This is a genomic window from Nocardia sp. NPDC004415 (assembly GCF_053602435.1).
Genome location: NZ_JBSGDP010000007.1, coordinates 114,223 through 140,473, shown reverse-complemented (window position 1 = coordinate 140,473; position 26,251 = coordinate 114,223). Strand labels below are relative to the sequence as shown.

8 protein-coding genes are annotated in these 26,251 nt (G+C 71.2%); 2 read left to right on the top strand and 6 right to left on the bottom strand.

What is annotated here, in order from left to right:
- Nucleotides 1-55 precede the first annotated feature (55 nt).
- Both ACWEMY_RS05705 and ACWEMY_RS05700 read left to right on the top strand, forming a co-directional pair.
- Nucleotides 56-1,477, top strand: coding sequence for a DUF1254 domain-containing protein (locus ACWEMY_RS05705; RefSeq protein WP_452389030.1), 1,422 nt, complete (start codon nt 56-58; stop codon nt 1,475-1,477).
- Between the two features lie 8 nt (nt 1,478-1,485).
- Complete coding sequence (locus ACWEMY_RS05700) at nt 1,486-2,937, top strand: catalase (RefSeq protein WP_452389029.1); 1,452 nt, start codon at nt 1,486-1,488, stop codon at nt 2,935-2,937.
- A 61-nt stretch (nt 2,938-2,998) separates the two neighbouring features.
- On the opposite strand, the gene ACWEMY_RS05695 is transcribed toward ACWEMY_RS05700, so the two are convergent.
- From ACWEMY_RS05695 to ACWEMY_RS05670, 6 genes are read right to left on the bottom strand one after another with little or no spacing between them, the layout of a single operon-like run.
- The gene (locus ACWEMY_RS05695) at nt 2,999-3,361 is read right to left on the bottom strand and encodes a hypothetical protein (RefSeq protein WP_452389028.1); all 363 of its coding nucleotides are present in this window, start codon (nt 3,359-3,361) and stop codon (nt 2,999-3,001) included.
- Nucleotides 3,361-4,518 carry an amidase domain-containing protein gene (locus tag ACWEMY_RS05690; protein WP_452389027.1) on the bottom strand — a complete coding sequence of 386 codons (1,158 nt, stop codon included), beginning with the start codon at nt 4,516-4,518 and terminating at the stop codon, nt 3,361-3,363. Before ACWEMY_RS05690 ends, ACWEMY_RS05695 begins: the two co-directional genes overlap by 1 nt.
- Complete coding sequence (locus ACWEMY_RS05685; RefSeq protein ID WP_452389026.1) at nt 4,518-4,835, bottom strand: hypothetical protein; 318 nt, start codon at nt 4,833-4,835, stop codon at nt 4,518-4,520. Before ACWEMY_RS05685 ends, ACWEMY_RS05690 begins: the two co-directional genes overlap by 1 nt.
- 57 nt (nt 4,836-4,892) lie before the next feature.
- On the bottom strand, nt 4,893-5,108 hold the full coding sequence (locus ACWEMY_RS05680; protein WP_336084317.1) for an MbtH family protein: 216 nt from the start codon (nt 5,106-5,108) through the stop codon (nt 4,893-4,895).
- A gap of 22 nt (nt 5,109-5,130) precedes the next feature.
- Entirely contained in the window at nt 5,131-8,190 is a 3,060-nt protein-coding gene (locus ACWEMY_RS05675) for an AMP-binding protein (protein WP_452389025.1), read from the bottom strand.
- The gene (locus tag ACWEMY_RS05670; protein WP_452389024.1) at nt 8,190-26,207 is read right to left on the bottom strand and encodes a non-ribosomal peptide synthase/polyketide synthase; all 18,018 of its coding nucleotides are present in this window, start codon (nt 26,205-26,207) and stop codon (nt 8,190-8,192) included. The genes ACWEMY_RS05675 and ACWEMY_RS05670 overlap by 1 nt, the downstream gene beginning before the upstream one ends.
- Nucleotides 26,208-26,251 lie beyond the last annotated feature (44 nt).

Here is a 26,251-nt window from a genome sequence, read left to right as displayed (position 1 = left end):
AGCGCGCGGCCGCCCGGTCCTAGGGTGGTGCTCGATGCCATCGAACGGAGGGTGGATGGACGGTCACCACGAGCTGAGCAGGCGCACCCTGTTCGGCCTCGGCGCGGCGGCCACGTTCGCCGTCGCGCTGCCCGGCTGCGGCCGGGACGACCCCCTCCCCACCGCGGTCCGCACCACCACCGGTTCCCCCGATGTGGTCGCCACGGCGACTGAGGCCTACATCTTCGGGTATCCGATGATCATGCTCGACATCATGCGGGCGGTCAGCGCGCCGACCAACGTGCTCGACCACAGCACCCTGCCCGATCCGCTGGATCGCGGGGTCGCCCGGCTCAGCCACGACATGGTCTACACCCAGGCGTGGCTGGACCTGGCCGAGGAGCCGATGGTGCTGCAGATCCCCGGCGCCGAGCCCGATCGCTACTGGGTCTTCCAGCTGCTCGACGGCTGGGGCAACACCGTGCACGACCTGACCAGCAAGGACCCGCGCACCACCGTCGACGCCGACGGCCCGCCCTACACGTATCTGATCGCCGGACCCCACTGGTCGGGCAAGCCGCCCCCGCACACCGTGGAGCTGCGCATCCCGACGGCGCTGTCGACGATCGTCGGCCGGTTCCAGATCAACGGGGCCCAGGACGCACCGCGGGTCAACGAATTGCAGCGGCAGATGAAGCTGGTGCCGCTGCGGCTGTGGGAACAGGGCAGGCAGGACGCCACCGTCACCCGGGTGCACCAGATCGACCGGGGCACCGAACCGCCGGTCAAGCGGATCGCCGCGCTCGACGGGCGCACCTATCTCAACCGGATGTGCCGGCTCATGCTCACCAACCCGCCCGCCCGGGCCGACGAACCGATGATGCGGCAGCTGGCCACCATCGGCGTGCGCCCCGGCGGCACCGTCGACGGACTGCCCGACAGTGCCCTCGACACCGCCGTGCGCGAGGCGCACCACCGCATCGACACCTGGCACGACCCCACCGCCCGGATGGTCCACGGCTGGGACATCCCCACCCAGCTCAGCGACTTCGGCACCGACTATCTGCGCCGGGCCGCGCTCACCATGCGCTCCCCCGGCTTCGCACCCACCCGCGACGTCCTCTACGCCACCATCTGGTCGGCGCCAACCACCGACGACGCGGGCGTGCCGCTGCGCTATCGCATCCGCTTCGCGCCCGGTCAGTGGCCACCGGTCGAGGCCTTCGCCTCGATCACCGCCTACGACACCCAGGGGTTCCTGGTGCCCAACCCGGCGCAGATCTACTCGGTCGGGCACATCCCGCCGGTGGTGCCCGCGCGCGACGGCTCGGTGGAGATCATCGTGCAGCACGCGGACCCGGGAACCGAAGTCCCCGAGGGTAATTGGCTACCCATTCCGGACACCGGCGAATTCTCCCTCACCCTGCGCCTCTACGCCCCGAAACAGTCCGCGCTGGAAGGACAGTGGACCCCACCGCCGATGGAACGCGACGATTAGGAGATGGAATGAGCGACAGCAATTTCACGACCTCGGATGCGGGTATTCCCGTACCCAGTGACGAGCACTCGCTGACCGTGGGGCCGGACGGCCCGATTCTGCTCCACGATGCGTATCTGATCGAGAAGATGGCGCAGTTCAATCGCGAACGCGTGGTGGAGCGTCAGCCACATGCCAAGGGCGGCGGTGCTTTCGGCGTCTTCGAGGTGACCGACGATGTCAGCGCCTACACCTGCGCCGACGTCTTCCAGCCCGGGACGAAGACGGAGATGCTGGCCCGGTTCTCCTCGGTCGCCGGCGAGCGTGGGAGCCCGGACACCTGGCGTGATCCGCGCGGTTTCGCGCTCAAGTTCTACACCACCGCGGGCAATTTCGACCTGGTCGGCAACAACACCCCGGTGTTCTTCATGCGCGATCCGATGAAGTTCCAGGATTTCATCCGATCGCAGAAACGCCGCGCCGACAACAACTTACGCGACAACGACATGCAGTGGGACTTCTGGACACTGTCGCCGGAGTCGGCGCACCAGGTGGCGTGGCTGCTGGGTGACCGGGGTATCCCGAAGACCTGGCGGCACATGAACGGCTATTCGAGCCACACCTATCTCTGGTACAACGCCGGCGGCGAACGGTTCTGGGTGAAATACCATTTCAAGTCCGATCAGGGCGTGGACTTCCTCACCCAGGAGGAGGGTGACCGGTACGCCTCCACCGACACCGATCACTACATCCGTGACCTGTGGGAGCACATCCGCGACGGCGAGTTCCCCAGCTGGACCCTGCACATGCAGATCATGCCGTTCGACGAGGCGAAGACCTACCGCTTCAACCCCTTCGACCTGACCAAGGTCTGGCCGCACGGCGACTACCCGCTCATCCGGGTCGGGCGCATGACCCTGAACCGCAATGTCACCGACTACCACACCGAGATCGAGCAGGCCGCCTTCGAACCGAGCAACGCGGTGCGCGGCACCGGCCCCAGCCCCGACAAGATGCTGCTGGGCCGCTGGTTCTCCTACCCCGACGCCCACCGCCACCGCATCGGCGCGAACTACACTCTGCTGCCGGTCAATTCACCCCACGCCGCCCCGGTGCACAGCTACACCAAAGACGGCGCCATGCGATACACCAACGTCACCGACCCCGTCTACGTCCCCAACTCCAAGGGCGGCCCGCACGCCGACACCACCGTCTCCGGCCCGGTCGTCGGCTGGCACACCGACGGCGAAATGGTCCGCACCGCCTACACCCTGCGCCCCGACGACAGCGATTTCGGCCAGGCCCACACCCTCGTCCGCGACGTCCTCGACGACGCCGCCCGAGACCGCCTGGTCTCCAACGTCGTAGGCCACCTCCTCAACGGAGTAACCGAACCGGTCCTCGCCCGCGCCTTCGAGTACTGGAAGAACATCGACCCCGAAGTGGGAGCGCGCATCGAACAGGGTGTCCGCCAGTCCTGACCCACCCCCGAAGCCCGCTCCGCCGTCCACGGCGAAGCGGGCTTCGTACTGTTCACGCAGCTCAGGCGCAACCGGAGTTCAGCCCGTACAGATGCACCGTTCCCCCGAAATCGTGCACATAGAGCAACCAAGGTGTCCCGTCACACCCACGCACAGAACGCTCCACCGCGAACGGAAGCGGCCACATCCTGTCCGACGGGACAGGACCCCCATGCAACTCGTTGAGCCGCAGGTATTCCGCACTGCCCTCAGGAGCGGAATCGATCCGGGAGTACTTCGTATCGTCGATTCGTGGCGGCGGGGCGAACATCCAGGTCATCGACCCGTACGTCACCGAGTTCCAAAGTCCGATGACCACGGCCGACAGCAAGAGAAAGCCTGTGGCCGAGGCGATGACCAACCGCTTCTTTGCGGAATTCGTCACTACTGCTCTCCCGGATAGTTCACCTTGATCATGTGATACTTGACCGGAAACGAACTCTCGCCACCTTGCTGAAGTGTCCACGGAACTTCTTTGTTGTCCTTTGAATGATAGTTGACAACATCCGCCATCACGGTCTGTCCATTCGGGAGGGTAACGGGCTTCTGCCCGACATAAATGGCAGTGTGGTTGATCGTTCCGGAATTTCCGTTACGCCCATCACTCAGCTCGTACTGCACGACGTCACCTGGCTTCAACCCAGCGCGACTGAGCGCCAACGGATCTGCGGATGCCGTAGTCGAGGGGATCGTGCCGGTCTGCACGTCCGTGCCACTCGGCGTGCCGTCCTTGGGATTGTCACGGGTCAGGTAGTCATACATATTCGGCGCACCGCTCCAGGTGTGCGATGGGTCGGATGTCAGCGTATCGTCGTCGTAGTACCAGCGTCCGTCATCGGCACGGTGCATTCGCGGGACACCGCCATCACCTTCGTCATCGAACCCACCGGCACGGAACGCCTGTGAAACGAAGTTGGTGCAGTCTGCTTCACCATAATCGGGATAGTCGGGATTTCTTCCCAAGGCCCATTCGTTGGCGTAGTCGACAGCGGCTTGCCGCTCGGGCGACAGAGCCTGATCACCGGTCACCGTGCCATTGCCGATGGGCGCAAGCTTCAGGATGTCGTCGATCGCTTCCTGGATTTTGGGCTTCCACAATTCGTCGGCTTCCGCAATTGTCGTCGCCAGTCCGACCAGACTGCCACTTAGTTGCTTGGCTTCGGCGTCGTCCTCCAAGTTGTATACGGTCCAGCCTTGATCGTTTCCGATTACCACCGGCTCAACTTCTCGTAGCCGGATGGTCTGCTTCAGCTGATCGACCGAATACTCGATTGCCTGAAACAATTTGGTTGAAGCGGCCTCCAAATTGTAGTAGGCAGTTGCCACCTCCCGCATGTCCCGTTGTTCGTGGTCGGCACGGTCTTCGGCCGATCCCTTCGCAGCACCCGGCCAGTGAAGGTCGTCATGGATCGTTTTGAAGACATAATTGGAGGACTGCAGAATCGCGTCACCGATCTTCCCGGCATTCTCGCCGAAGGTCTTCAGCGCCGAAACGTCCCACGACAGAATCTGATCACGGGTTGGGATAACAATTGGGCTCATCAGTAGATCCCTGCGGGTCCGTCGATCGAGTTCATATCAGCGAACTTCGCAAGTCGTGCCGCGGCATCGGCATCGGTGTCCTTGTACGCCGCCGCCGAGACATTCAGGAGATTTCCAAGCTGCTTGATCCGCGACTTGATCACAGTCTTGGCTTGAGCGCTCGCTGTATCGGCCGCGGTGAAGAGGGCCGCTGACGCAAGGCCGTTCAGTTGCCCGGCGGCTCCAGCACCACCGAGCCGGGCCCACTCGTCGACCTTGTTCGACTGTTTGGTCAACTCCACTGCGGCGGCACGCAAGCTAGCCGGATCGACGTCCACAAAATACCTCTCACCTCGCGAGGACCCGACGCTACCAAAACGTCCCCCGACGCGGGGTCAGGAGTCGTTGGCCATGGCGGCTATGAGGGAGTTGGGGCGCATGTCGAGCCAGTGGGATTCTACGTAGTGGAGGCAGGAGGTTCGGGGGGCGGCGCCGAAGGCTACGGTCCAGCCGCCGGGGACGGCGGCGAAGGTGGGCCAGAGGGAGTGTTCGCCTTCGGCGTTGACGAGGACGTAGAACTGGGCGTTGTCGTCGTCGAACGGGTTGGTCATGGTGGGGCCTTCCGGGTGGGGGTCACTGGGTGCGTTCTGCGGGGGTGCGCAGGTCGAGGGTGTGGCTGGGGGTGTCGGGGGCGGCGGTGAGCAGGCCGAGGGTGCGGGAGAAGCGGCGCAGGAGGGTGGCGGCGGTGTGGTCGTCGACGCGGTCGGTGCGGTATTCGAGCTCGAGGCCCAGGTGGCCGTCGGGGTCGGGGTGGGCCGAGACGATGAAGTGCACGCCGTCGGCGACGGCGGGGCCGTCGAAGCGCAGCGGGGTGAGTTCCAGGGCGGGGACGGGGAAGCTGCCGGAGTCGAGGTAGCTGAGGGTGACGGGGCCGTGCGGGCCCTCGTCGGCGCAGGATTCGCTGGTGGCCGCGGTGGTCGAGGCGATCACCGGATCGGGTTCGGCACAGAGGATTTCGGACAGCGTGGTGGCGCCTGCCACGGCGGTGCCCGCCTGCCAGGCGAGCAGGACCGTCATCGCGGCGCGGACCACCGCGAAGGGCGGGACGGCGTGGCGGCGGGCCAGCTCCGCGACCCGGGCACCGATGCCGGCGCCGATCCGCGCCCGCATGCTCGCGGAGCGGACGACGCCCACGGGCAGCGCGGGTCGCATCAGGTCACCGAGGCGGACCAGGGCGGCGGTGGTGCCGTCGACCTCCCAGCGCGCGAGTTCGCCGGTGCGGAACATGCGGTCGCCGGGGATGCCGAACGGGTTGGCGACGAAGCGGCCCGAGGTGGGGATCGGGTGGTCGAGATAGCCGCGGGCCAGCTGGGTGCCCGCCAGATACAGTTCGCCGGGAACGCCGGGGTCGGTCGGGCGCAGATCGTCGCCGAGCACGTAGACGCGGCGGTTCCATTCGCGCACGCGCACGGCGGGTGGTTCGGCCGAATCCGCCAGTGGCACAGCGGGATAGGTGAGGGTGACGGTCGCCTCGGCGCGGCCGTAGTCGTGGTGCAGGCGGGCGGCGCTGACGGTGGCGAAGGCCCGGACGTCGGCCGTGGACAGCGGCGCCCCGAGCACGACCACGCTGCGCAGCGAGGTGACCCGACCACGCAGGTCGTGGCGGTGGACGTGGTCGGTGAACGCGGCCAGCCGCTGCGGGGTGAAGTCGGCGGCGGTGATGCCGTAGGCGGCGACCAGCTCGGTTAACCGGCCCGGATCGGGCGGTTCGGTGAGCACGACCGTGGCTCCGACGCGCAGTGGCAGCAGGTAGCCGTGCCATTCGGTGACCTCGCCCGCGGCCTGGTGCAGGTAGACGTCGCGGCCGGTGAAACTGTGGCGGCCCTGCATGGCGGTGACCCGGTGCACCGCGGCGGCATGGCTGACGGTGGTGCCCTGGGTGGCGCCCGGCGGGAACAGCACGAAGGCGGGATGCTCCGACAGCACCGGCGCCCGGCGGTCGGCGCGGGTGATCGGCTCGTCGGAGTAGTCCGATAAGCGGACCCCGTCCACGCACACGGCCGGAATGTCGTACACCACAACCTGTTCGCGGGTGGTGATGGTCAATACGAGCGCGGGGTCGGCGACCGGCGGCAGCACCCCGGACACCACCGGGACGACCGCGCCGCCAGCCTTGAGGACCGCGTACATGGCCACCATCAGCTCGATCGAGCGCGGAACATCGACGAGCACAGCGGATTCCGGACCGATGCCGAGCGCCATGAGGTGGCGGGCGAGCTGGTTGGTGCGCCGGTCCAGGTCACCGTAGGTGATGATCGCGGTGGCGTGCTCGCCCGCGGTGTGCACGACGGCGGGGTCGAAAGGTGTTGCGGCGGCTTGGGCTTCGAACTCGTCGAGCAGCAGCTCGCCGGGGAGTCCGCCCTGACGGGGCACGGTCGCGTAGGGGTCGGTGCGATCGTCGACCCGGCCGACGAACTCGAGTTCGGCTGTCCAGCCGTCGACCGGCGGCCTGCGGCGCACCAGGTCGCCGGTGGCGAACATGCGGTCGTCGACGGGGCCGATGGGGTTGGCCAGGAAGGTGGCCGCGGTGGCCTGCCTGCCGAGGTAGCCGCGCGCCAATTGCACACCGGAGACATAGAGTTCGCCCACTTCGCCGTCGGCGACCGGGCACAGGTGTTCGTCGAGGATCAGCAGTTCCACGTCGTCGGCGGCCGTGCCGATCGGGACCACTTCGAGGTCGGCGCCGGTCACCTCGTGGGCGAGGACCTCACCCGCGGTCTCGGGCCTGCCGTAGACGTGCCACAGCGTCGCGCCGCTGACGAAGCGCAGCGCGGCCGCGGTCTTGGCGGGCAGGGTGCCGCAGCCGAGGACGACGCGCAGCGAGTCGAGGCGCTCCTCCGCGTCGGGCAGGGCGGCCAGCGCGGCCAGCTCCGACGGGTCGAAACATGCTGTGGTGACGCGGGTTTCGGCGATCGCCTTGGCCAGCACGGGACTGGTCGGGACGACGAGGGTAGCGCCGGTCTGCAGGGCCAGCAGCATCTCCCCCACCGCGGACTGACCGGTGAGTGGCGCGTGCCAGAGCACCGAGTCGTCGGGGCCGATACCGCAGAGTCGCTGCCGCCAGACCGAATTGGCCTGGGCCGCACGGTGTCCGATGACGACGGCGGAGGCGGCCTCGACGTCGACCACCAGGTAGGCGCGGTTGTCGGCGCTCGGCCCGGGCAGGTCGGCGGGTGGCACGTCGGCGGCGTCGGTGCCCAGCACCGCGACACCGTCCGGGTGCGGTGCGCCGGGGGTGGCGAGCAGCAGGACCGGGGTGGCGAGGTCGATCGTGCGCTGTTGCCGGGCGGCGGGGGTCTGCGGGTCGAGCAGGACGAACGCGCCGCCCGCGGTGATCACCGCGTGCACGGCGACGACCAGTTCGATCGAGCGCGGCAGCGACACCGCGACGGTGGTTTCCGGGCCGACACCGTGGTCGGCCAGGACGGCGGCCAGTGCGTCGACCCGCTCGGCGAGCTCGCCGTAGCTGAGCTCGACCGCGCCGTCACGCACCGCGACGGCGTCGGGATACTGGATGGCCTGGGTGGTGAAGGCGGCGAGCAGGGTCGCCGGGTCACGTCGCCGTTCTCGCGCCGGGTCGCGCAGCAGCGCGTCGAGCGAGACAGCGGCCGTGACCGAATCCGTGTGCGACATCAGAGTTGTCCTTCCGAGTCGTCGGCCGACCCCGACCCGGCGATCACCGCGGCGGCATCGGTCACCAGTGTTTGCAGGGTGGAGGTCAGGCCGGAGGCACCGAGAGCGGCGAGCACACCGGGCACCAGCCCGGCCAGCGCGACGTTCACCAGCGCTTCGGGTTTCATCGCCGCACCCATGGCCCGGCTCACGGCAGTGAGCTTGGCGTCGAGTGCACCGAACGAGATGGCGTGCTCGCCGTGGGCGAATGCCACGGTCGCCGGCGCGAGCCGGGCCGCCGAGCCGACCAGGCCCGGCAGATCGGCGACGGTGTAGGTACGCGGACGCGGGGCGAGCTCCGCCTCGGTGCGTACGTCGATGGCCCGGACCACCACGGCCGGATCGGCCGCGACGGCGTCGAGAACCTTGCGGAACCGGTCGGCCAAGGTGCGGATGGTGGACGCGTCGAAGAGGTCGGTGGCGTACCCGAAGTGCAGGTCGAGGCCGTCGAGCTCGCCGGCGGCGTCATAGCGCTGCAGCGCGGTCAGGTGCAGGTCGAACTTGGCTTCGCCCAGGCCGGGGTCCAGGGTCCGCACCTGGAGGCCGGGTAGTTCGATGCTGCCGGGGGGCATGTTCTGGAAGGTGAGCATCACCTGGAACAGCGGGGTGTAGGCGCCGGATCGGGTGCGGCCAAGGGCGTCGACGACCTGCTCGAACGGGACGTCGGCGTGGGAGAGGGCCGCGAGGTCGCGGCGCTTGGCCTGGGCGAGCAGCTCGGTGAACGGGGCGCGGGAGTCGACCTCGGTGCGCAGGGCGACGGTGTTGACGAACATGCCGACCAGGTCGTCGAGTTCGCGGGCACCGCGTCCGGCGACCGGGGCGCCGATGGTGATGTCGACGCTGCCGGACTGCTTGGCCAGCAGCACGGCCAGCGCGCTGTGCACGACGGTGAACAGGGTGGTGCCGTTGGCCCTGGCCACCGCGTCGAGGCGCCGGGTGAGCGTGGCGTCGACCTCGAATTCGACAGCGGCACCGTGCATCTCGCGGTGGGTGGCGCGCGGCCGGTCGGTGGGCAGGGCGAGCAGTTCGGGTGCGCCGGACAGTTCGCGGGTCCAGTAGGCGAGCTGCTGGGAGAGCACGCTGGCGGGATCGGTGTCGGTGCCGAGCAGCTCGCGCTGCCAGACGCTGAAATCGCTGTACTGGATGTCGAGCGGGGCCCAGCCGGGATCGCGGCCTTCGCTGCGGTCGACGTAGGCGCGCACCAGATCTCGGGTGAGCGGGGCGATGGAGTAGCCGTCGGCGCTGATGTGGTGCACCACCATCACCAGGACGTACTCGCGCGCGGGTGTGGGGTCTCGGCGCGCCGGCTCGAGTTCGTAGAGGGCCACCCGGACCGGGGGCGCCGCGGTGATGTCGAAGGGCTGGGCCACCAGGGCGGTGACGCGGGTATCGATGTCGTCCGGCGCGACCGGGATGGGGGTCAGGTCGACGGCACCGGACCAGGCGGGCATCACCTGCTGGACCGGACCCGATTCGGTGTCCGGGTAGCGGGTGCGCAGGGTGTCGTGGCGGGCCAGCAGGTCCGCGATGGCGGCGCGCAGGGCGGGCAGGTCGAGGTCGCCGGTCAGGCGCAGGGCGGCGGGGATGTGGTAGGCCGCCGACTGCGGGGCGAGCTGGTGCAGCACCCACATGCGCTGCTGGGCGGGTGAGAGGACAGCGGGGCCGGTGCCGGTGCGCCGGGTCAGCGGCGGGCGGGCGCCGGCGCGGTCGGCCTCGGCCAGGCGGGCGGCCAGGGCGGCGACGGTCGGGGCGTCGAAGACCGCGGCCACCGGGACCTGGGCGTCGAGTGCGGCACCGAGGCGGGCCGCGAGGCGGGTGGCCATGAGCGAATTGCCGCCTAGGGCGAAGAAGTCGTCGTCCAGACCGGCGCCGGAGCAGCCGATCACCTCGGCGAAGGTCTGCGCGACCAGCTGTTCGAGCGCCGTCACCGGGGCGCGGTAGGCGGCTTCGGCGAACTCGGGCTCGGGGAGCCGGGCACGGTCGACCTTGCCGTTGACATTGAGCGGCAGCGCGTCGAGGACCACCAGCGCGGCGGGCACCATGTAGGCGGGCAGCTCGGTGGCGAGTTCGCCGCGCAGGCGGGCCGCGACGGTCTGTTCGTCGCCGGGGACGAGGTCGGCGACGGCGGCATAGGCGATGAGCCGGGCACCGGCGCGCTCGTCGGTCTTGGCGATCGCGACGGCGGCGCGGACCCCGGCGCAGCGCAGCAGGGCGGTCTCGACCTCGCCGAGCTCGATCCGGAAGCCGCCGATCTTCACCTGGAAGTCGGCGCGCTCGAGGTATTCGAGAGTGCCGTCGGCCCGCCACCGGACGATATCGCCGGTGCGGTACATCCGGGCGCCGGGCGCCGACGCCACACCGGCGGTGGCGGTGTGTCCGGTCTCGGCACCTGCTCCCAGCGACGAGTCGGCCGGTGCCCCGACCGCGCGCACCGGATCAGGGGAACCCACCGTGCCGGCACCCGACGGGGTGGACCCCGCGAGGGCGGGCCGGGCGAAGGGGTCGGCGACGAAGCGGTCGGCAGTCAGGGCGTGGCGGCCGTGGTAGCCGCGAGCCAGCTGGGCACCGGCGAGGTACAGCTCGCCGGCGACGCCGACCGGCACCGGGCGCAGTCGCGCGTCGAGCACGTAGAGCGCGCTGTTCCACGCGGGACCACCGATCGGCACCACGTGCGTAGGAGACTGCGCCACTTCGTGTTCGGTGATCGAGACGGCGGCCTCGGTCGGGCCGTAGAGGTTGTGCAGCCGGGCGTGGGTGCCGCTGGCCAGGAACTGTCCGGCCAGCGCGGCGGGCAGGGCCTCGCCGATGGCCAGCACCGCGCGCAGCGAATCCGGCAGCGCGGGTGTGGTTTCGGCGGCCAGCAGCATGCCGACCAGCGAGGGCACCGCGTGCAGGACGGTGACGCCGTGCCGGGTCATGGTGGCGCGCAGCCGATCCGGGTCGCGTTCGTCGCCGGGGCGGGTGACGACGAGCGCACCGCCGGAGGTGAGCGGGGACCAGAACTCCCAGACCGAGAGGTCGAAGGTGGCGGGGGTCTTCAGCAGGACGCGGTCGGTGCCGGTCATGGTGAAGCGGTCGTGCAGCCAGGCCAGCTGGTTGACGATCGCCGCGTGCGGCACGGTGACACCCTTGGGCAGGCCGGTCGAGCCCGAGGTGAAGATCACGTAGGCCGGATGCTCGGGCCGCAGCGGGGACAGCCGTTCGGCATCGGTCACCGGCTGGTCCGACAGCTCGCCGAGCACGCGGTGATCCAGTTCGAAGACCGGCACGTCGACGGGGATCGGCACACCGTCGGCGGCGGTGGTGAGCACGCACAGCGGGGCCGCGGTGGCCACGATGTAGGCGATGCGCTCGGCCGGATGATCGGGGTCGATCGGCACGTACGCGCCGCCGGCCCGCACCACCGCGTGCATGGCGATCACCAGGTCCGGACCGCGCCGCATGGCCAGCACCACGGTGCGTTCCGGGCCGACGCCCTCGGCGATCAGCAGCCGGGCGATGCGGTTGACGCGGGCTTCGAAGGCGGCGTAGTCGAGCGTGTCGCCGGTGTCGGCGTCGACCAGGGCGAGGGCGTGCGGGGTCAGCGCGGCCTGGCGGATGCCCAGGTCGGCGAGAGTCGCCGGGGCGAGCGGGTGGGCGGTGGCGTTGAAGGTGTCGAGCAGCAGGGCGCGGTCGGCACCCAGCAGATCCAGGTCACCGACGGCGGTATCCGGTGCGGCGGTGACAGATTCGAGCACCCGGCGCAGCCCGGTGGCGAAGCGTTCGGCGGTGGCGGGGTCGAACAGGTCGCTCGCGTAGCCGAGGGCCAGGTCGATGCCCGCGGGGGTGCCGTCGGCGGTGTAGTTGTCCAGGGCGAACAGGTGCAGGTCGAATTGGGCTACGCCGGAGTCGAATTCGATCGGGGCGACGGTCAGTCCCGGCAGCTCGAGCTGGGCGCGGTCGTGGTTCTGGAACGAGTAGCCGACCTGGAACAGCGGGTGCCGTGCGGTCGAGCGGGCGGGGTTGAGCACCTCGACGAGGCGTTCAAAGGGGACCTCGGCGTGCGAGAAAGCCGCGATGTCGGCGGTGCGGGCGGTGGTGAGCAGCTCGGTGAACGGCGCGTCGGCCGCGACCGCGGTGCGCAGCACCAGGGTGTTGACGAACATGCCGATGACATCATCGAGTTCGGCTTCGCCACGGCCCGCGTTCGGGGTGCCGACGGCGATGTCGGCGGTGCCGGAGAGGCGGGCCAGCAGGGCGGCGAAGGCGGCGTGCACGACCATGAACAGGGTGGCGCCCGCGCCGCGCCCGAGCGCGAGGAGCGCGGCGTGCAGGTCGGCGTCGACGGTGAAGCGCACCGCGTCACCGCGCAGGCTCTGGCGGGCCGGACGCGGGCGGTCGGTGGGCAGGGCCAGCTGGTCGGGCAGACCGGCGAGCTGGTGGGTCCAGTAGGAAACCTGCTGGGCTGCCACCGATTCCGGGTCGCTCTCGTCGCCGAGCAGTTCACGCTGCCACAGCGCGTAGTCGGCGAACTGCACGGCGGGCGGAGCCCAGCCGGGGGCGGTGTCGGCCAGGCGGGCGGTGTAGGCGCGCATCAGGTCGGCGACGAACGGCGCGATGGAGGAGCCGTCGGCGGCGATGTGGTGCAGCACGGCGGCGAGCACGTAGTCGGTGCCGGTGACCTGGAACAGGCGCAGCCGCACCGGGATCTCGGTGGTGACGTCGAAGGTGGTCTCGGCCAGCGCGCGGATGGACGCGGGCAGTTCGGCCTCGGTGACGATCACCGGGTCGAGCGCCGGAACCGCTTGCGCCGCAGGCACGATCGACTGCACCGGTTCGCCGTCGACCTCGGGGTATACGGTGCGCAGCGACTCGTGGCGGGCGACCAGATCGGCCAGTGCGGCCCGCAGCGCCTCGATGTCGAGGTCACCGGTCAGCCGCAGCGCGAAGGGGATGTTGTAGGCCACCGACGCGCGATCGAAGCGGTTGAGGAACCACATGCGCTGCTGGGCGGGCGAGAGCGGGAGCAGGTCGGGGCGGGCACGGCCGACCAGGGCGGGACGGTCGAGCCTGCCCTGCGCGTCCGCGGCGGCGGCCAGCTCGGCCACCCGCGGCGCCTCGAACAGCGTGCGCACACCGACGCGGCGGTCCAGCGCGGCTCCGATGCGGGCGACGGCCTTGGCCGCGAGCAGCGAGCTGCCGCCGAGGGCGAAGAAGTCGTCGTCGGCGCCGATGGGCCGGTCGCTGCCGAGCACCTCGGCGTAGACCGCGGCGACGATCTCCTCGCTGACGGTGGCGGGCTTGCGGTAGACGGTGGTCTCGAAGACCGGCGCGGGCAGCGCGGCCCGGTCGAGCTTGCCGTTGACGGTCAGCGGGATGTGGTCCACGGCCACGACCGCGGCGGGCAGCATGTGCTCGGGCAGGGTCTGCGCGAGCTCCTGTCGCAGGGCGGCGGCGTCGGGGCGCGGGCTGTCGGGGCCCGCGACCAGGTAGGCGACCAGACGGGGTTCGTCGACCAGGTCGGTGCGGACCAGCACCGCGACCTCGCGCGGGGCCGCCGAGCTGCGCAGCAGCGCCGCTTCGATCTCACCGAGCTCGATGCGGAAGCCGCGCAGGTTGACCTGCTGGTCGGCGCGGCCCAGGTATTCCAGATCGGCGCGCGCGATGCGACCGGCGGGCTGGGACACGCTAGCGGAGCGTGACCACGCAGGGCCCTCGGGAGTATCGCCATCGAACACAGCGGTCCAGCGGGCCAGGTCGCCGGAGCGGTAGGCCACGGTGCCGGGGGCACCGTACGGGTCGGCGACGAACCGGCTCGCGGTGAGGCCGGGGCGGGCCAGGTAGCCGCGCGCCAATTGCCCACCGGAGACATAGATTTCGCCGGGCACGCCGACCGGGACGGGGCGCAGCCGCGAATCCAGCACGCGCACGGCCAGTCCCGCGATGGCACCGCCGATCACGCTGGCCGAACCGGTATCCGGGGTGATCTCGCGGTAGGAGACGTGCACCGTGGTCTCGGTGATGCCGTACATGTTCACCAGGCGCGGCGAGGCCGGATAGCGGGCGAACCAGCCGTCGAGGCGCTGCGGCTCGAGCGCCTCGCCGCCGAAGATCACCGTGCGCAGGGCGTAGTCGCCGGGCGTGGTCGCCAGGTCGGCGGCGATGAGCTGGTAGAACGCCGACGGGGTCTGGTTGAGCACGGTGACGCGCTCGGTGAGCAGCAGCTCGCGGAACTGTTCGGGTGAGCGTGAGGTGAAGTAGTCGACCAGCACCACCGAGCCGCCGTGCAGCAGCGCGCCCCACAGCTCCCACACCGAGAAGTCGAAGGCGTAGGAGTGGAACATCGTCCACACGTCGGCGGGGCCGAAGCCGAAACGCTCGGCGGTGTTGTCGAGCAGGGCGATGACATCGGCGTGCGGGATCACCACGCCCTTGGGGCGGCCGGTGGAGCCGGAGGTGTAGATGACGTAGGCCGTGTTCGCCGGGGTCAGCGGGGTGCGCCGGTCGGCGTCGGTGAGCGGGGTCGGTGCGAAATCGGTGAGTCCGGCCGCGGCCGGGTCGATGACCGGGCCGCCGAACCAGTCGCGGGCCAGGCCGGTGTCCGCGGTGGCGACGGCGCACAGCGGGCGGGCGTCGTCGAGGACGTATTCGATGCGGTCGGCCGGGTAGTTGGGGTCGATCGGCAGGTAGCCGCCGCCTGCCTTCAGCACCGCCAGCAGGGCAACGGCCAGTTCGACCGAGCGCGGAAGAGCCACGGCCACCAGGGTTTCCGGGCCGACGCCGGCGCCGACGAGGCGGCGGGCCAGCCGGTTGGACCAGGCGTCGAGTTCGGCGTAGGTGAGCGAGTTCTCGCCCGCCTTCACCGCGACGGCCCGCGGATCACGGGCGGCGGCACGGGCGAACCGGTCCACCATGGTCTGCGCCGGGTCGGCCACCGAGGTGCCGGTGACGGCCCAGTCGTGCAGGGTGCGCTGCTGTTCCTCGGCGCTGAGGAGCTGGATGTCACCGACCACCACGGTCGGGTCGGCAACGACGGCGGCCAGCACCTGGGTGAAGCGGCGGGCCAGCACCGCGACGCTGCTCGCGTCGTAGAGGTCGGTGGCGTAGGCGATCTCGATGGCCATGCCGTCGGCGCGGCCGTCGACGTCGTCGGATTCGCGCAGGGTGAACTGCAGGTCGAACTTGGCGACCGCGGCGTCGAGGTCGAGCGGGGTGACCGTGAGCCCGGCCGCGCTCAGCGCCGGGACGGTGAAGTTCTGCAGGACCAGGGCCACCTGGAACAGCGGGTGACGGTTGCGGGCGCGGGCCGGGTCGACGGCGTCGACGACCTGCTCGAACGGGACCTCGGCGTGCGAGAGGGCGTCCAGGTCACCGGCGCGGACCGCGTCGAGCGCGGACTCGAACTCGACGCGGGGGTCGATCTGGGTGCGCAGCACCAGCGTGTTGACGAACATGCCGATCAGCCCGTCCAGGGCGGCCTCGCCGCGCCCGGCGACCGGGGTGCCGATGGCGATGTCGCTGCCGCCGGACAGGCGGGCCAGCAGCACGGCCAGGGCCGCGTGCACGGTGCTGAACAGGGTGGCCTCGTGTTTGCGGGCCAGTTCGCGCAGTTCGCTGTGCAGGTCGGAGTCGATCTGGAAGCGGTGCACGCCACCACGGAAGCTGGACTCGGCCGGGCGGGGACGATCGGTCGGCAGGTTCAGCTGTTCGGGCAGACCGGCCAGACCGCGCCGCCAGAAGGCGAGCTGGGCGTGGGCCGCCGACGCCGGGTCGGTGGGGTCGCCGAGGTTCTCGTCCTGCCAGAGGGCGTAGTCGGCGTACTGGATCGGCAGCGGCGCCCAGGCGGGGGCGGTGCCGGTGCGGTGCGCCGCGTAGGCGGTCATCAGGTCGGCGGCCAGCGGGCCGAGGGAGAAACCGTCGGCGGCGATGTGGTGGATCACCAGGACCAGCACGTGGTCGTCGCCGACCGCGAAAAGATCCGCGCGGAACGGGATTTCGGTGGTGAGGTCGAAGCGGACGGCCGCGCGGGCGAGCAGGCGGGCGGTGAGCTCGGCCTCGCCGATCCGCTCGGCGCGCAGGGTGACGGCCGCGGGTTCGGCGATGCGCTGTTCGGCGCCGTCGGGGCCCTCCGGGTAGCTGGTGCGCAGGGTCTCGTGCCGGGCGATCACCTCGGCCAGGGCGGCTTCCAGCGCGGCGAGGTCGAGCTCGCCGGTGAGGCGCAGGGCCACCGGGATGTTGTCGACCGCGTCGCCGGGGCCCTCGGCGTCGGCGAGGTAGCGGTTGAGGAACCACATGCGCCGCTGGGCCGCCGACAGCGGAATGGTCTGCGGCCGTTCGCGCGCGGTCAGCGCCGGGCGGCCGCCGGTGCCGCGCAGCGGTGCGCAGCGCTGGGCCAGGTCGGCGACGGTCGGGGCGTCGAAGAGCAGCCGGACCGGGATCTGGGTGTCGAGGGCGGCACCGAGGCGGGCCGCGACCTGGGTGGCGTTGAGCGAGTTGCCGCCCAGCGCGAAGAAGTCGTCGTCGAGGCCGACTTCCCGGTCGGCCGGGAAACCGAGCACCGCCGCGAAGGTGCCCGCCACGATCCGTTCGGTCTCGGTGACCGGCGCGCGGAACACCGCCGCCTCGAACATCGGGTCGGGCAGGGCGTTGCGGTCGAGCTTGCCGGAGGTGTTGAGCGGGAACTCGTCGAGTTCGACGAAGGCCGCCGGGACCATGTAGGCGGGCAGGGTGCGGGCGAGCGCGGTGCGGACCGCGTCGAGGTCGAAGCCGGTGCCGACGAGATAGGCCACCAGGGTGTCGTCCCGGACGAGGACAGCGGCCTGCGCGATCCCGGGACGCGCGGCCAGGGCGGCTTCGATCTCGCCGAGTTCGATGCGCAGACCGCGCAGCTTCACCTGGAAGTCGGTGCGGCCCAAGTACTCCAGCTCGCCGTGCGCGGTCCAAGCGGCCAGGTCGCCGGTGCGGTACATGCGCTCGCCGGGGGTGAACGGGTTGGCGACGAAGCGGTCGGCGGTCAGGTCGACGCGTCCGGCGTAGCCGCGGGCGAGCTGGGCGCCCGCCAGGTACAGCTCGCCGGGGACTCCGGCGGGGACGGGGCGCAGGCGGTTGTCCAGGACGTAGACCTGGGTGTTGTGGACGGGGGCGCCGATGGGGACGGTGACGGTGTCGGCGTCGGTGACCTCGTGGAAGGTGACGTCGACGGCGGCTTCGGTGGGGCCGTACAGGTTGTGCACAGCTGTCCCGGTGAGCGCGCGCAACTGCCGGGCCGGGGCGGGCGGCAGCGCCTCACCGGAGGCGAACACCGAGCGCAGCGTGGTGCAGCGGCGGGTGCCCGCGAGCGCACCGGTGAACATCGCCAGCATCGACGGGACGAAGTGCGCGACGGTGACCGATTCGGCATCGATCAGGTCGGCCAGGTAGGCCGGGTCGCGGTGACCGTCCGGGGCGGCGAGGACGAGGCGGGCACCGGTCTGCAAGGGCCAGAAGAACTCCCAGACCGAGACGTCGAAGGTGGCCGGGGTCTTCTGCAGCACGGTGTCGGCGGCGGTGAGGCGGTAGGCGTCCTGCATCCACACCAGGCGGTTGACGATGGCCGCGTGCGTCACCACCACGCCCTTGGGCCTGCCGGTGGAGCCGGAGGTGAAGATCAGGTAGGCGGCGTGGTCGCGGCGCAGCGCGGCCGGGCGCTCGGCGTCGGTGATCGGGGCGGGCGACCAGGCGGCGGTGTCGAGGTCGGTGAGGTCGACCACGGGGACGGAATCGCTTGCGGTGAGGTCGAGTTCGTCCGCGGCCCGGGTGAGCACGCAGACCGGGCGGGCCGCGTCGAGGACGTGGGCGATGCGGTCGGCGGGGTGCTCGGGGTCCAGCGGGACGTAGGCACCACCCGCGGCCTGCACCGCGTACATGGCGACGACGAGCTCGACCGAACGGCGCAGCCCGAGCGCGACGGTGCGGCCGGGGCCCACACCCATCGAGAGCAGCAGGCGGGCAAGGCGATTCACGCGTGCGGCGAGTTCACCGTAGGTGAGCGATGCGCCCTCGGCGGTGAGCGCGACGGCGTGCGGGGTGCGCGCGGCCTGGGCGGCGAACAGCGAGACCAGGGTCATCCGCTCGTCGGCCGGGTAGGCGGTGGCGTTCCAGGTGTCGAGGATGCGGGTGCGCTCGGCGTGGCCGAGCAGGTCGATGTCGCCGATCACGACGTTGGGATCGGCGCTCACCGTCTCCAGTACCCGCAGCAGGCGGGTGCTGAAATCTGTGATGGTCTGCGCGTCGAACAGGTCGGTGGCGTACTCGATGCGGCCGTAGAGCGCGTCGCCTGCGGTGCTCAGCGTCAGGTGGAGATCGAATTTGGCGGTGTGGGTGTCGATCTCGAGTTCGGTGGCGGTCAGCCCGGCCAGCTCGAGTTCGGTGACGGCGGTGTTCTGGAAGTCCAGCATCACCTGGAACAGCGGGTGCCGCGCGGTGGAGCGGGTGGGCGCGAGGGCTTCGACCAGGCGGTCGAAGGTGACCTCGGTGTTGGCCAGGGCGCGCAGGTCGCGCTCGCGCACGGTGTCGAGCAGCTCGGCGAAGGTGGCGGCGGGGTCGACCGGCGCGCGCAGCACCAGCGTGTTGACGAACATGCCGACCAGCTCGTCGAGGGCCTGGTCACCACGTCCGGCGACGGGGGTGCCGATCGAGATGTCCTGCTGGCCGGACAGTTTCGCCAGGGTGGTGGCGAAAGCCGCGTGCAGCACCATGAACAGCGAAGCCTGCGCGTCGGTGGCCAGCGCGCGCAGCCGCTCACCCAGGAGCGGGGGGACGCGGAAGTGGTGGCGGGCGCCGCGACCGGAGGCGACGGCGGGCCGCGGGCGGTCGGTGGGCAGGGCCAGCAGGTCGGGCTGGTCGGCGAGCTCGGTGGTCCAGAAGCGGATCTGCTCGGCCAGGGGCGAGTCCGGGTCGTCCTCGGCGCCGAGGGCTTCGCGCTGCCAGAGCGCGAAATCGGCGTACTGCACCGGCAGCGGGGTCCACTGCGGCGCGGCGCCGGCCTGGTGGGCGGCGTAGGCGAGCATCAGGTCGCGGGTGAGCGGGGCGACCGACCAGCCGTCGGCGGCGATGTGGTGCAGCACCAGCACGAGAACGTGCTCGGTGATGTCGGTGCGCAGCAGGTGCAGGCGGACCGGGGGCTCGTCGGCGACGGCGAAGGGCACCGCGGCCAGGGCGCGGATGCGGTCGTCGAGTCCGGCGAAGTCGACGGCTTCCGGGGTGAGGGGCAGCTCGGCGGCTGGCTCGATCTGCTGGAACGGGATGCCGTCGACCGACGGGTAGCGGGTGCGCAGGGCCTCGTGCCGGGCGAACACGGCGGCCACGGCGGCGGTCAGGGCGGCGTGGTCGAGGGCGCCGGTGAGGCGGATGGCGGCGGCGATGTTGTCGGCGACCGAGTCGGTGTCGAACTGGTTGAGGAACCACATGCGCTGCTGGGCGTAGGACAGCGGAATGCGCTGCGGCCGTTCGGCTGCCACCAGCGGCGGGCGGGCCGCGGCGGTCTCGGCGGTGCCCGCCCGGGCGGCCAGCGCGGTCACCGTCGAGGACTCGAACAGCGTCTTCAGCGGCACGGACACCCCGAGGGCCGCACCGAGCCGGGCGGCCACCTGGGTGGCGACCAGGGAGTTGCCGCCGAGGGCGAAGAAGTCGTCGTCGGCGCCGACGCGTTCGACGCCGAGCACCTCGCCGAACACCCGCGCGACCACGGATTCGGTGCCCGCGGCCGGGGCGCGGAAGGCGCGGGCGGCGAAGACCGGCGCGGGCAGGGCGCGGCGATCGAGCTTGCCGCCGGGGGTGAGGGGCAGGGCGTCGAGGACCACGAACGCCGAGGGCACCATGTGGGCGGCCAGCCTCGCGCGCAGGGCCTCCGCGATGGCATCGAGATCCAGGCGGGCCGCCCGGCTGGGCTGCCCGGTCGCGCCCGACGCGATCGCCTCGGACTCGGCGGGGCTCCGTGTGTCGGTGTCCGCGTCCGGGACCAGGTAGGCGACGAGTTGGTCGCCGCGGTGGGGGTCGTTGTGGATGAGTGCGACGGCCCGGCGGACGGCGGGCTGGGCGAGCAGGGCCGCTTCGATCTCGCCGAGCTCGATGCGGAAACCGCGCAGTTTCACCTGGTCGTCGTTGCGGCCCAGGTATTCCAGGGTGCCCTCGGCGGTCCAGCGGACCAGGTCGCCGGTGCGGTACATGCGCGCGCCGGGCGCCCACGGGCAGGCGACGAAGCGGCCCGCGGTGAGCGCGGGGCGGCCACGGTAGCCCCGGGCCAGCTGGGCGCCCGCCACGTACAGCTCACCCGCGACCCCGGCGGGGACCGGCCGCAGCCGGTCGTCGAGGACCCATTCGGTGATGCCGCGCAGCGGACGGCCGAGGGTCAGCGGGGAATCGGCGGTCAGCGGGGCGCTGATATTGGTGGCGACCGTCGTCTCGGACGGGCCGTAGGCGTTGACGAAGGCGCGCGGCACCTCACCGTCGGTCCAGCGGGCGACCAGGTCGGGCGGGCACGCCTCGCCACCGACCATCACCATGCGCAGGTCGTCGAGCCGCTCGGGGTCGAGCACGGCCAGGCCGGACGGGGTCATCAGGGCATGGGTGACGTGCTCCTCGGCCAGCAGCTGCTCCAGCTCGGCGCCCACGTGCCGCCCGGGCGGGGCGATCACGAGGGTGGCGGCGGAGTCCACCGCGAGCAGGAACTCCATCACCGAGATGTCGAAGGAGGGCGAGCCCACCTGGAGCACGCGCGCGTCGGGGGCGCCGAGCATGCGCTCGGTCTCCTCGGCGGCGAAACCGGCGATGCCGGCCTGGGTCACCAGCACGCCCTTGGGCAGGCCGGTGGAGCCGGAGGTGTAGATGACGTAGGCGAGGTGCTCGGCGCGCAGCGGGCGCACCCGGTCGGCGTCGGTGAGGGCGTCACCGGAGCGGGCGGCGCATTCGGCCATCAGCTTGAGCTCGTCGAGGACCAGCCAGTCGATCGCGTCCGGCAACGCGGACTGCGAGTCCGCGACGGTGAGGCCGAGGCGCGCACCGGAATCGGTGACCATGTGGGTGATGCGGTCGAGCGGGTAGCTGGGGTCTACCGGCAGCCAGGCGGCACCCGCCTTGGCGACGGCCCACACCGCGAGCACGGAGTCGATCGAGCGCGGGATACCGACGGCGACGATGTCGTCGGGGCCGATTCCGCCGTCGATGAGCACCCGGGCCAGCCGGGAGGACGCCCGGTCCAGTTCGCGGTAGGTGAGCAGCCGCTCGCCGTCGGCGACGGCCTCGCGCTCGGGTGCGGTGGCGACCGCGGCCGCGAGGAGGTCGGGCAGCAGACCGGTGGCGGTGACCGGGGCGCCGCCCATCTCGGTGAGCTGGGTGTGCTCGGCGGTCGAGAGCAGCGGGAGGTCGCCCACGGGGGTGGTGGGGGCCGCGACGGCGGCGGCGAGCAGCCGGACGAAACGGCCGTTGAGCGCCTGGATGTCGGCGTCGTCGAAAAGGTCGGTGGCGTAGCGGGTCTCGGCCTCGATGCCCGCGGGGGCGCCGGTGTCGCCGCGGCGTTCGGCGAGGGTGATCTGCAGGTCGAACTTGGTGAGCTCGAGTTCGATCTCGTGCACCGACACCGGCGCACCGGCGAGTTCGAAGTCGGTGTCGAGGACGTCCTGGAAGTTCAGCGCCACCTGGAACAGCGGATGACGCGCGGCATTGCGCGCGGGGTTGACCACGTCGACGAGCCGGTCGAAGGGCACGGTGGCGTGCGCGAAGGCGGCCAGGTCGGTTTCGCGGGTGTGCTCGAGGGCGGCGGTGAAGCTCGCGGCGGGGTCGATCTCGGTGCGCAGCACCAGGGTGTTGACGAACATGCCGATCAGGTCGTCGATGGCGCGGTCGCCACGACCGGCGACACCGGTGCCGATGGCGATGTCGGTGTTGCCGGACAGGCGCGCGAGCAGCACGGCCAGCGCGGTGTGCAGCACCATGAACAGCGAGGCGCCCGCCTGCTGGGCCAGGTCGGTGAGCTGCCGGTGCAGGTCGGCGTCGATGGTGAAGGTGGAGCGGGCGCCGCGCAGGCTCGGTTCGACCGGGCGCTGCCGGGCGGCGGGCAGCTCGAGCTGGTCAAGCAGACCGGCGAGAGTCTGTTCCCAGAAGGCGATTTCGCGCGAGGCCAGCGATTCCGGATCGGATTCGGCGCCGAGCAGTTCACGCTGCCACAGGGCGTAGTCCGCGTACTGGACACTCAGCGGCGCCCAGGCGGGCTCGACCCCGTCGACGGCGGCGCGGTAGGCGGTGAGCACATCGCGCACGAGCACCTGGAGCGAAACACCATCTGCGGCAATGTGATGCAGGACGATGGCGATCGCTTCGGTACGGCCTCCGGCGGCGACGAAGACGCGAGCGCGGAAGGGTGGCTCGTTCTCGAGATCGAAGCCGGTAGTGGCGAACCGGGTGAGTTCGGCGTCCAAGTCGGCGGTGGCGACCTCGACGGGCTCGGGAAGGGTGACTGCCCCGGGCGCGAGCACCACCTGCTCGGCGACCTCTCCCCCGGTGGCGGTGACGGCCGGGAACACCGTGCGCAGCGCCTCGTGCCGGTCGACGACCGCGCGCAGCGCCGCGAGCAGGGCGGGCAGATCGGTGGTGCCGTGCAACCGGACCACGAACGGCATGTTGTAGCCGGGGGCGGCGGAATCGAACCGGTTGAGGAACCAGATGCGTTGCTGGGCAGGCGACAGCGGAACCAGCGCGGGCCGTGGGCGAGCGGTGAGCACCGGCAGCTGCGCGCAGACACCCGCCTCGGCGCGTTCGGCGACGACGATCGCCAGCCTGGCCACGGTGGGAGCGCCGAACAGGTCGCGCACACCGAGCCGGCAGCCGAGGTCGGCGCCGAGCCGGGCGGCCACCTGGGTGGCGACCAGGCTGTTGCCGCCGAGGGCGAAGAAGTCGTCCTCGCGGCCGACCCGCTCCAGCCCGAGTACCTCGCCGAACACCCGGGCCACCGTCTCCTCCACCGGACCCACAGGCGCGGCGTAGGCGATGACGGTGCGGTCCGGCGCGGGCAGCGCCTTGCGGTCCAGCTTGCCCGAGGCGTTCACCGGCAGCGCGGCCAGTGTGACGAACGCGGCGGGCACCATGTAGCCGGGCAGCGCGCGCAGGGCCGCGGCACGCAGCTCCTCCACCGCGACGGCACCCGGTTCGGCCTCCACCACGTAGGCGACCAGCTGTTCGCCGACACCCGCGTCGTCGCGCACGACGACGACCGCGCGGGCCACGGCCTCGGCGCTCTCCAGGACGGCCTCGATCTCGCCGAGCTCGATGCGCAGGCCGCGCAGTTTCACCTGGAAGTCGGTGCGGCCCAGGTATTCCAGTTCACCGTTGGTGGTCCAGCGGACCAGGTCGCCGGTGCGGTACATCCGCGCGCCGGGCTCGGCCGGGTTCGCGACGAAGCGTCCAGAGGTGAGCTCGGGACGTCCGACATAACCCCGGGCGAGCTGTACCCCCGACAGATACAGCTCACCCGGAGCCCCGACCGGAACCGGCCGCAGCCGCGAGTCGAGAACATGGAGGCGGGTGTTGAACACCGGCGCGCCGATCGGCACGGTGACCCGGTCGGCGTCGTTCACCTCGTGGAAGGTGACGTCGACGGCCGCTTCGGTGGGACCGTAGAGATTGTGCAGCCGCGCGCCGGTGAGCACCCGCAGCCGCTGGGCCGGCGCGGCGGGCAGCGCCTCACCGGAGGCGAAGACCAGCCGCAGCGAGGAGCGTTCGGCGATCTCCTGCTGGGCCAGGAAGACTTCGAGCATCGACGGCACGAAATGCGCGACAGTGACACCGTATTCGGTGATCACCCGGCGCAGGTAGCCGGGATCGCGGTGCCCGTCCGGCTCGGCCAGCAGCAGCGTGGCACCGATCTGCAAGGGCCAGAAGAACTCCCAGACCGAGACATCGAAGGTCATCGGGGTCTTCTGCAGTACCACGTCGACGCCGTGCAGCCGGTAGCTGTGCTGCATCCACACCAGCCGGTTGACGATCGCGGCGTGCTCGACGGCGACGCCCTTGGGCAGACCGGTCGACCCGGAGGTGAAGATGACATAGGCCGGATGGCCGGGACGCAGCGGCGCGGTGCGCTCGGCGTCGGTCAGCGGGGTGTCGGCGTAACCGCTCAGGTCCAGCGCGTCCACGGCCAACACCGTCGCCGGGTCGGCGCCGGGAGCGCCGTCACGGGTGGTGGTGAGCACGGCGGCGGGGGCGGCGGTGTCGAGGATGTGGGCGATGCGCTCGGCCGGGTGATCGGGGTCGATCGGCACGTAGGCCGCGCCCGCGGCGAGCACCGCGTACATGGCGACCACCAGTTCCGGGGAGCGCCGGATGCTCAGTGCCACCAGCGATTCCGGGCCGATGCCCTGGTCGCGCAGGTGCCGGGCCAGGCGGTGGACCCGCTGCGCCAGTTCGCGGTAGGTCAGGGTGGCGGTGTCGTCACCGGCCATCCGCACGGCGATGTCGTCGGGGGTGCGCGCGACCTGGGCCTCGAACATCGCGGGCAGCGTCGCCGCCGCCACCGCGCGCTCGCTCAGCGCGGTGGCGACATCGAAGCCGGTGGCATTCCAGATCTTGGTACTGACCTGTAGTTCCAGCTCGGTCGCCACCTCGATCGCGCCGAGCGGGGTGGCCAGGTCGGCGGCGGCGAGGCGTTCGAGGAAACGCAGGAATCGGCTGTGGTGGCGGGCCAGGGTGTCGGCGTCGTAGAGGTTGGGGTTGGCCTCGAAGTCGACGTGCACGCGGTCGCGGTCGCCGTAGTAGACATTGAGGCTGAGGTCTTCGATCGGGCCGGTGGACAGCACCCGGTAGCGGCCGGTGGTGGTGCCCAGGGTCAGGTCGCTGCGGAAGAGCATGAAGTTGGCCAGCGGGCCGAACAGCGCGCGCCGGGCCGGACGGCCGTCGTCCTCGGCGTCGCGGCGGATGTCCTCGGCGCGGTAGCGCTGATGCCGCAGGGCACCGGCGACCTCCACGCGGGCCGCGCGCAGCAGCTCACCCCAGGTGGTCTCGGAACCCGCGGCGCCGGTGGGTAGGCGCAGCGGCACGATATTGGACAGCATGCCCGCCGAACGGCGCATCACCGCGGTGGTGCGGGCGGTGACCGGCAGGCTCAGCACGGCGTCGGGGCGGTCGGTCAACCGGCCGAGGTAGGCGGCGAAGGCGGCGAGCAGGACCGCCGAGAAGGTCGAATCGTCGCTGGCGGCAATGGTTTCCAGCCGCGCGACCAGCTTCTCCGAGAGGCGGCCGCCGGTGACCAGGTTGATCGCCGCGCGGGGCGCGGTGCGGCTGTCCAGGCCGGTCGGGCTGTCCAGGCCCGCGATGCGCTCGGCCCAGTGTTCGCGGTCGTTGGCGAAGCGGGTGCTCTCGCGGTAGCGCTGTTCGCCCTCGACGAGCGCGGCCAGGTCACCGGGTACCACCTCGCGGGCGGGGGTGCCCAGGACGCGGGCGGAGTACAGCTCGGCGATGCGCTGGGAATTGGTGAAGGCGCCGTAGCCGTCGAGCACGATGTGATGACCGCGCAGGTACCAGAACCAGCGGTCCTCGCCGACGCGCAGCACCGCGCCGCCGACCAGGCGATCGGCGAGCAGGTCGAGCGGGGCGCCGAATTCGGCGCGCATCCACTCCTGGGCGGCGGCGACCGGGTCCTCGTGGTGGCGCAGATCGATCAGCGGCAGCTCGTCCTGGATGCGGATGGAGTGGTCGACGACCTGGTAGGGCACGCCGTCGGCTTCACCGATGCGCACCAGCGGCGAGCCGTAGGCGTGCGCGGCCTCGGCCGTGACCTGCTGCAGCACTGCGACATCCAGCTCGCCGGTGATGTCGACGTACTGGGCGATGGTGATCGGGACGTCGGGGTCGAGCAGCTGCGCGTACCAGACACCCAGCTGGGCGGGGGTCAGCGGGAAGCGTGGCGACGCGGTGTGCGCCTGCGCTTCCTGCGGTCGCGCGCTGAACCCACCCAACTCCGTACCGTGCACCAGAGCCTCCTCGAATCGCGAAAAAACAGCAGACCGAACCTTTT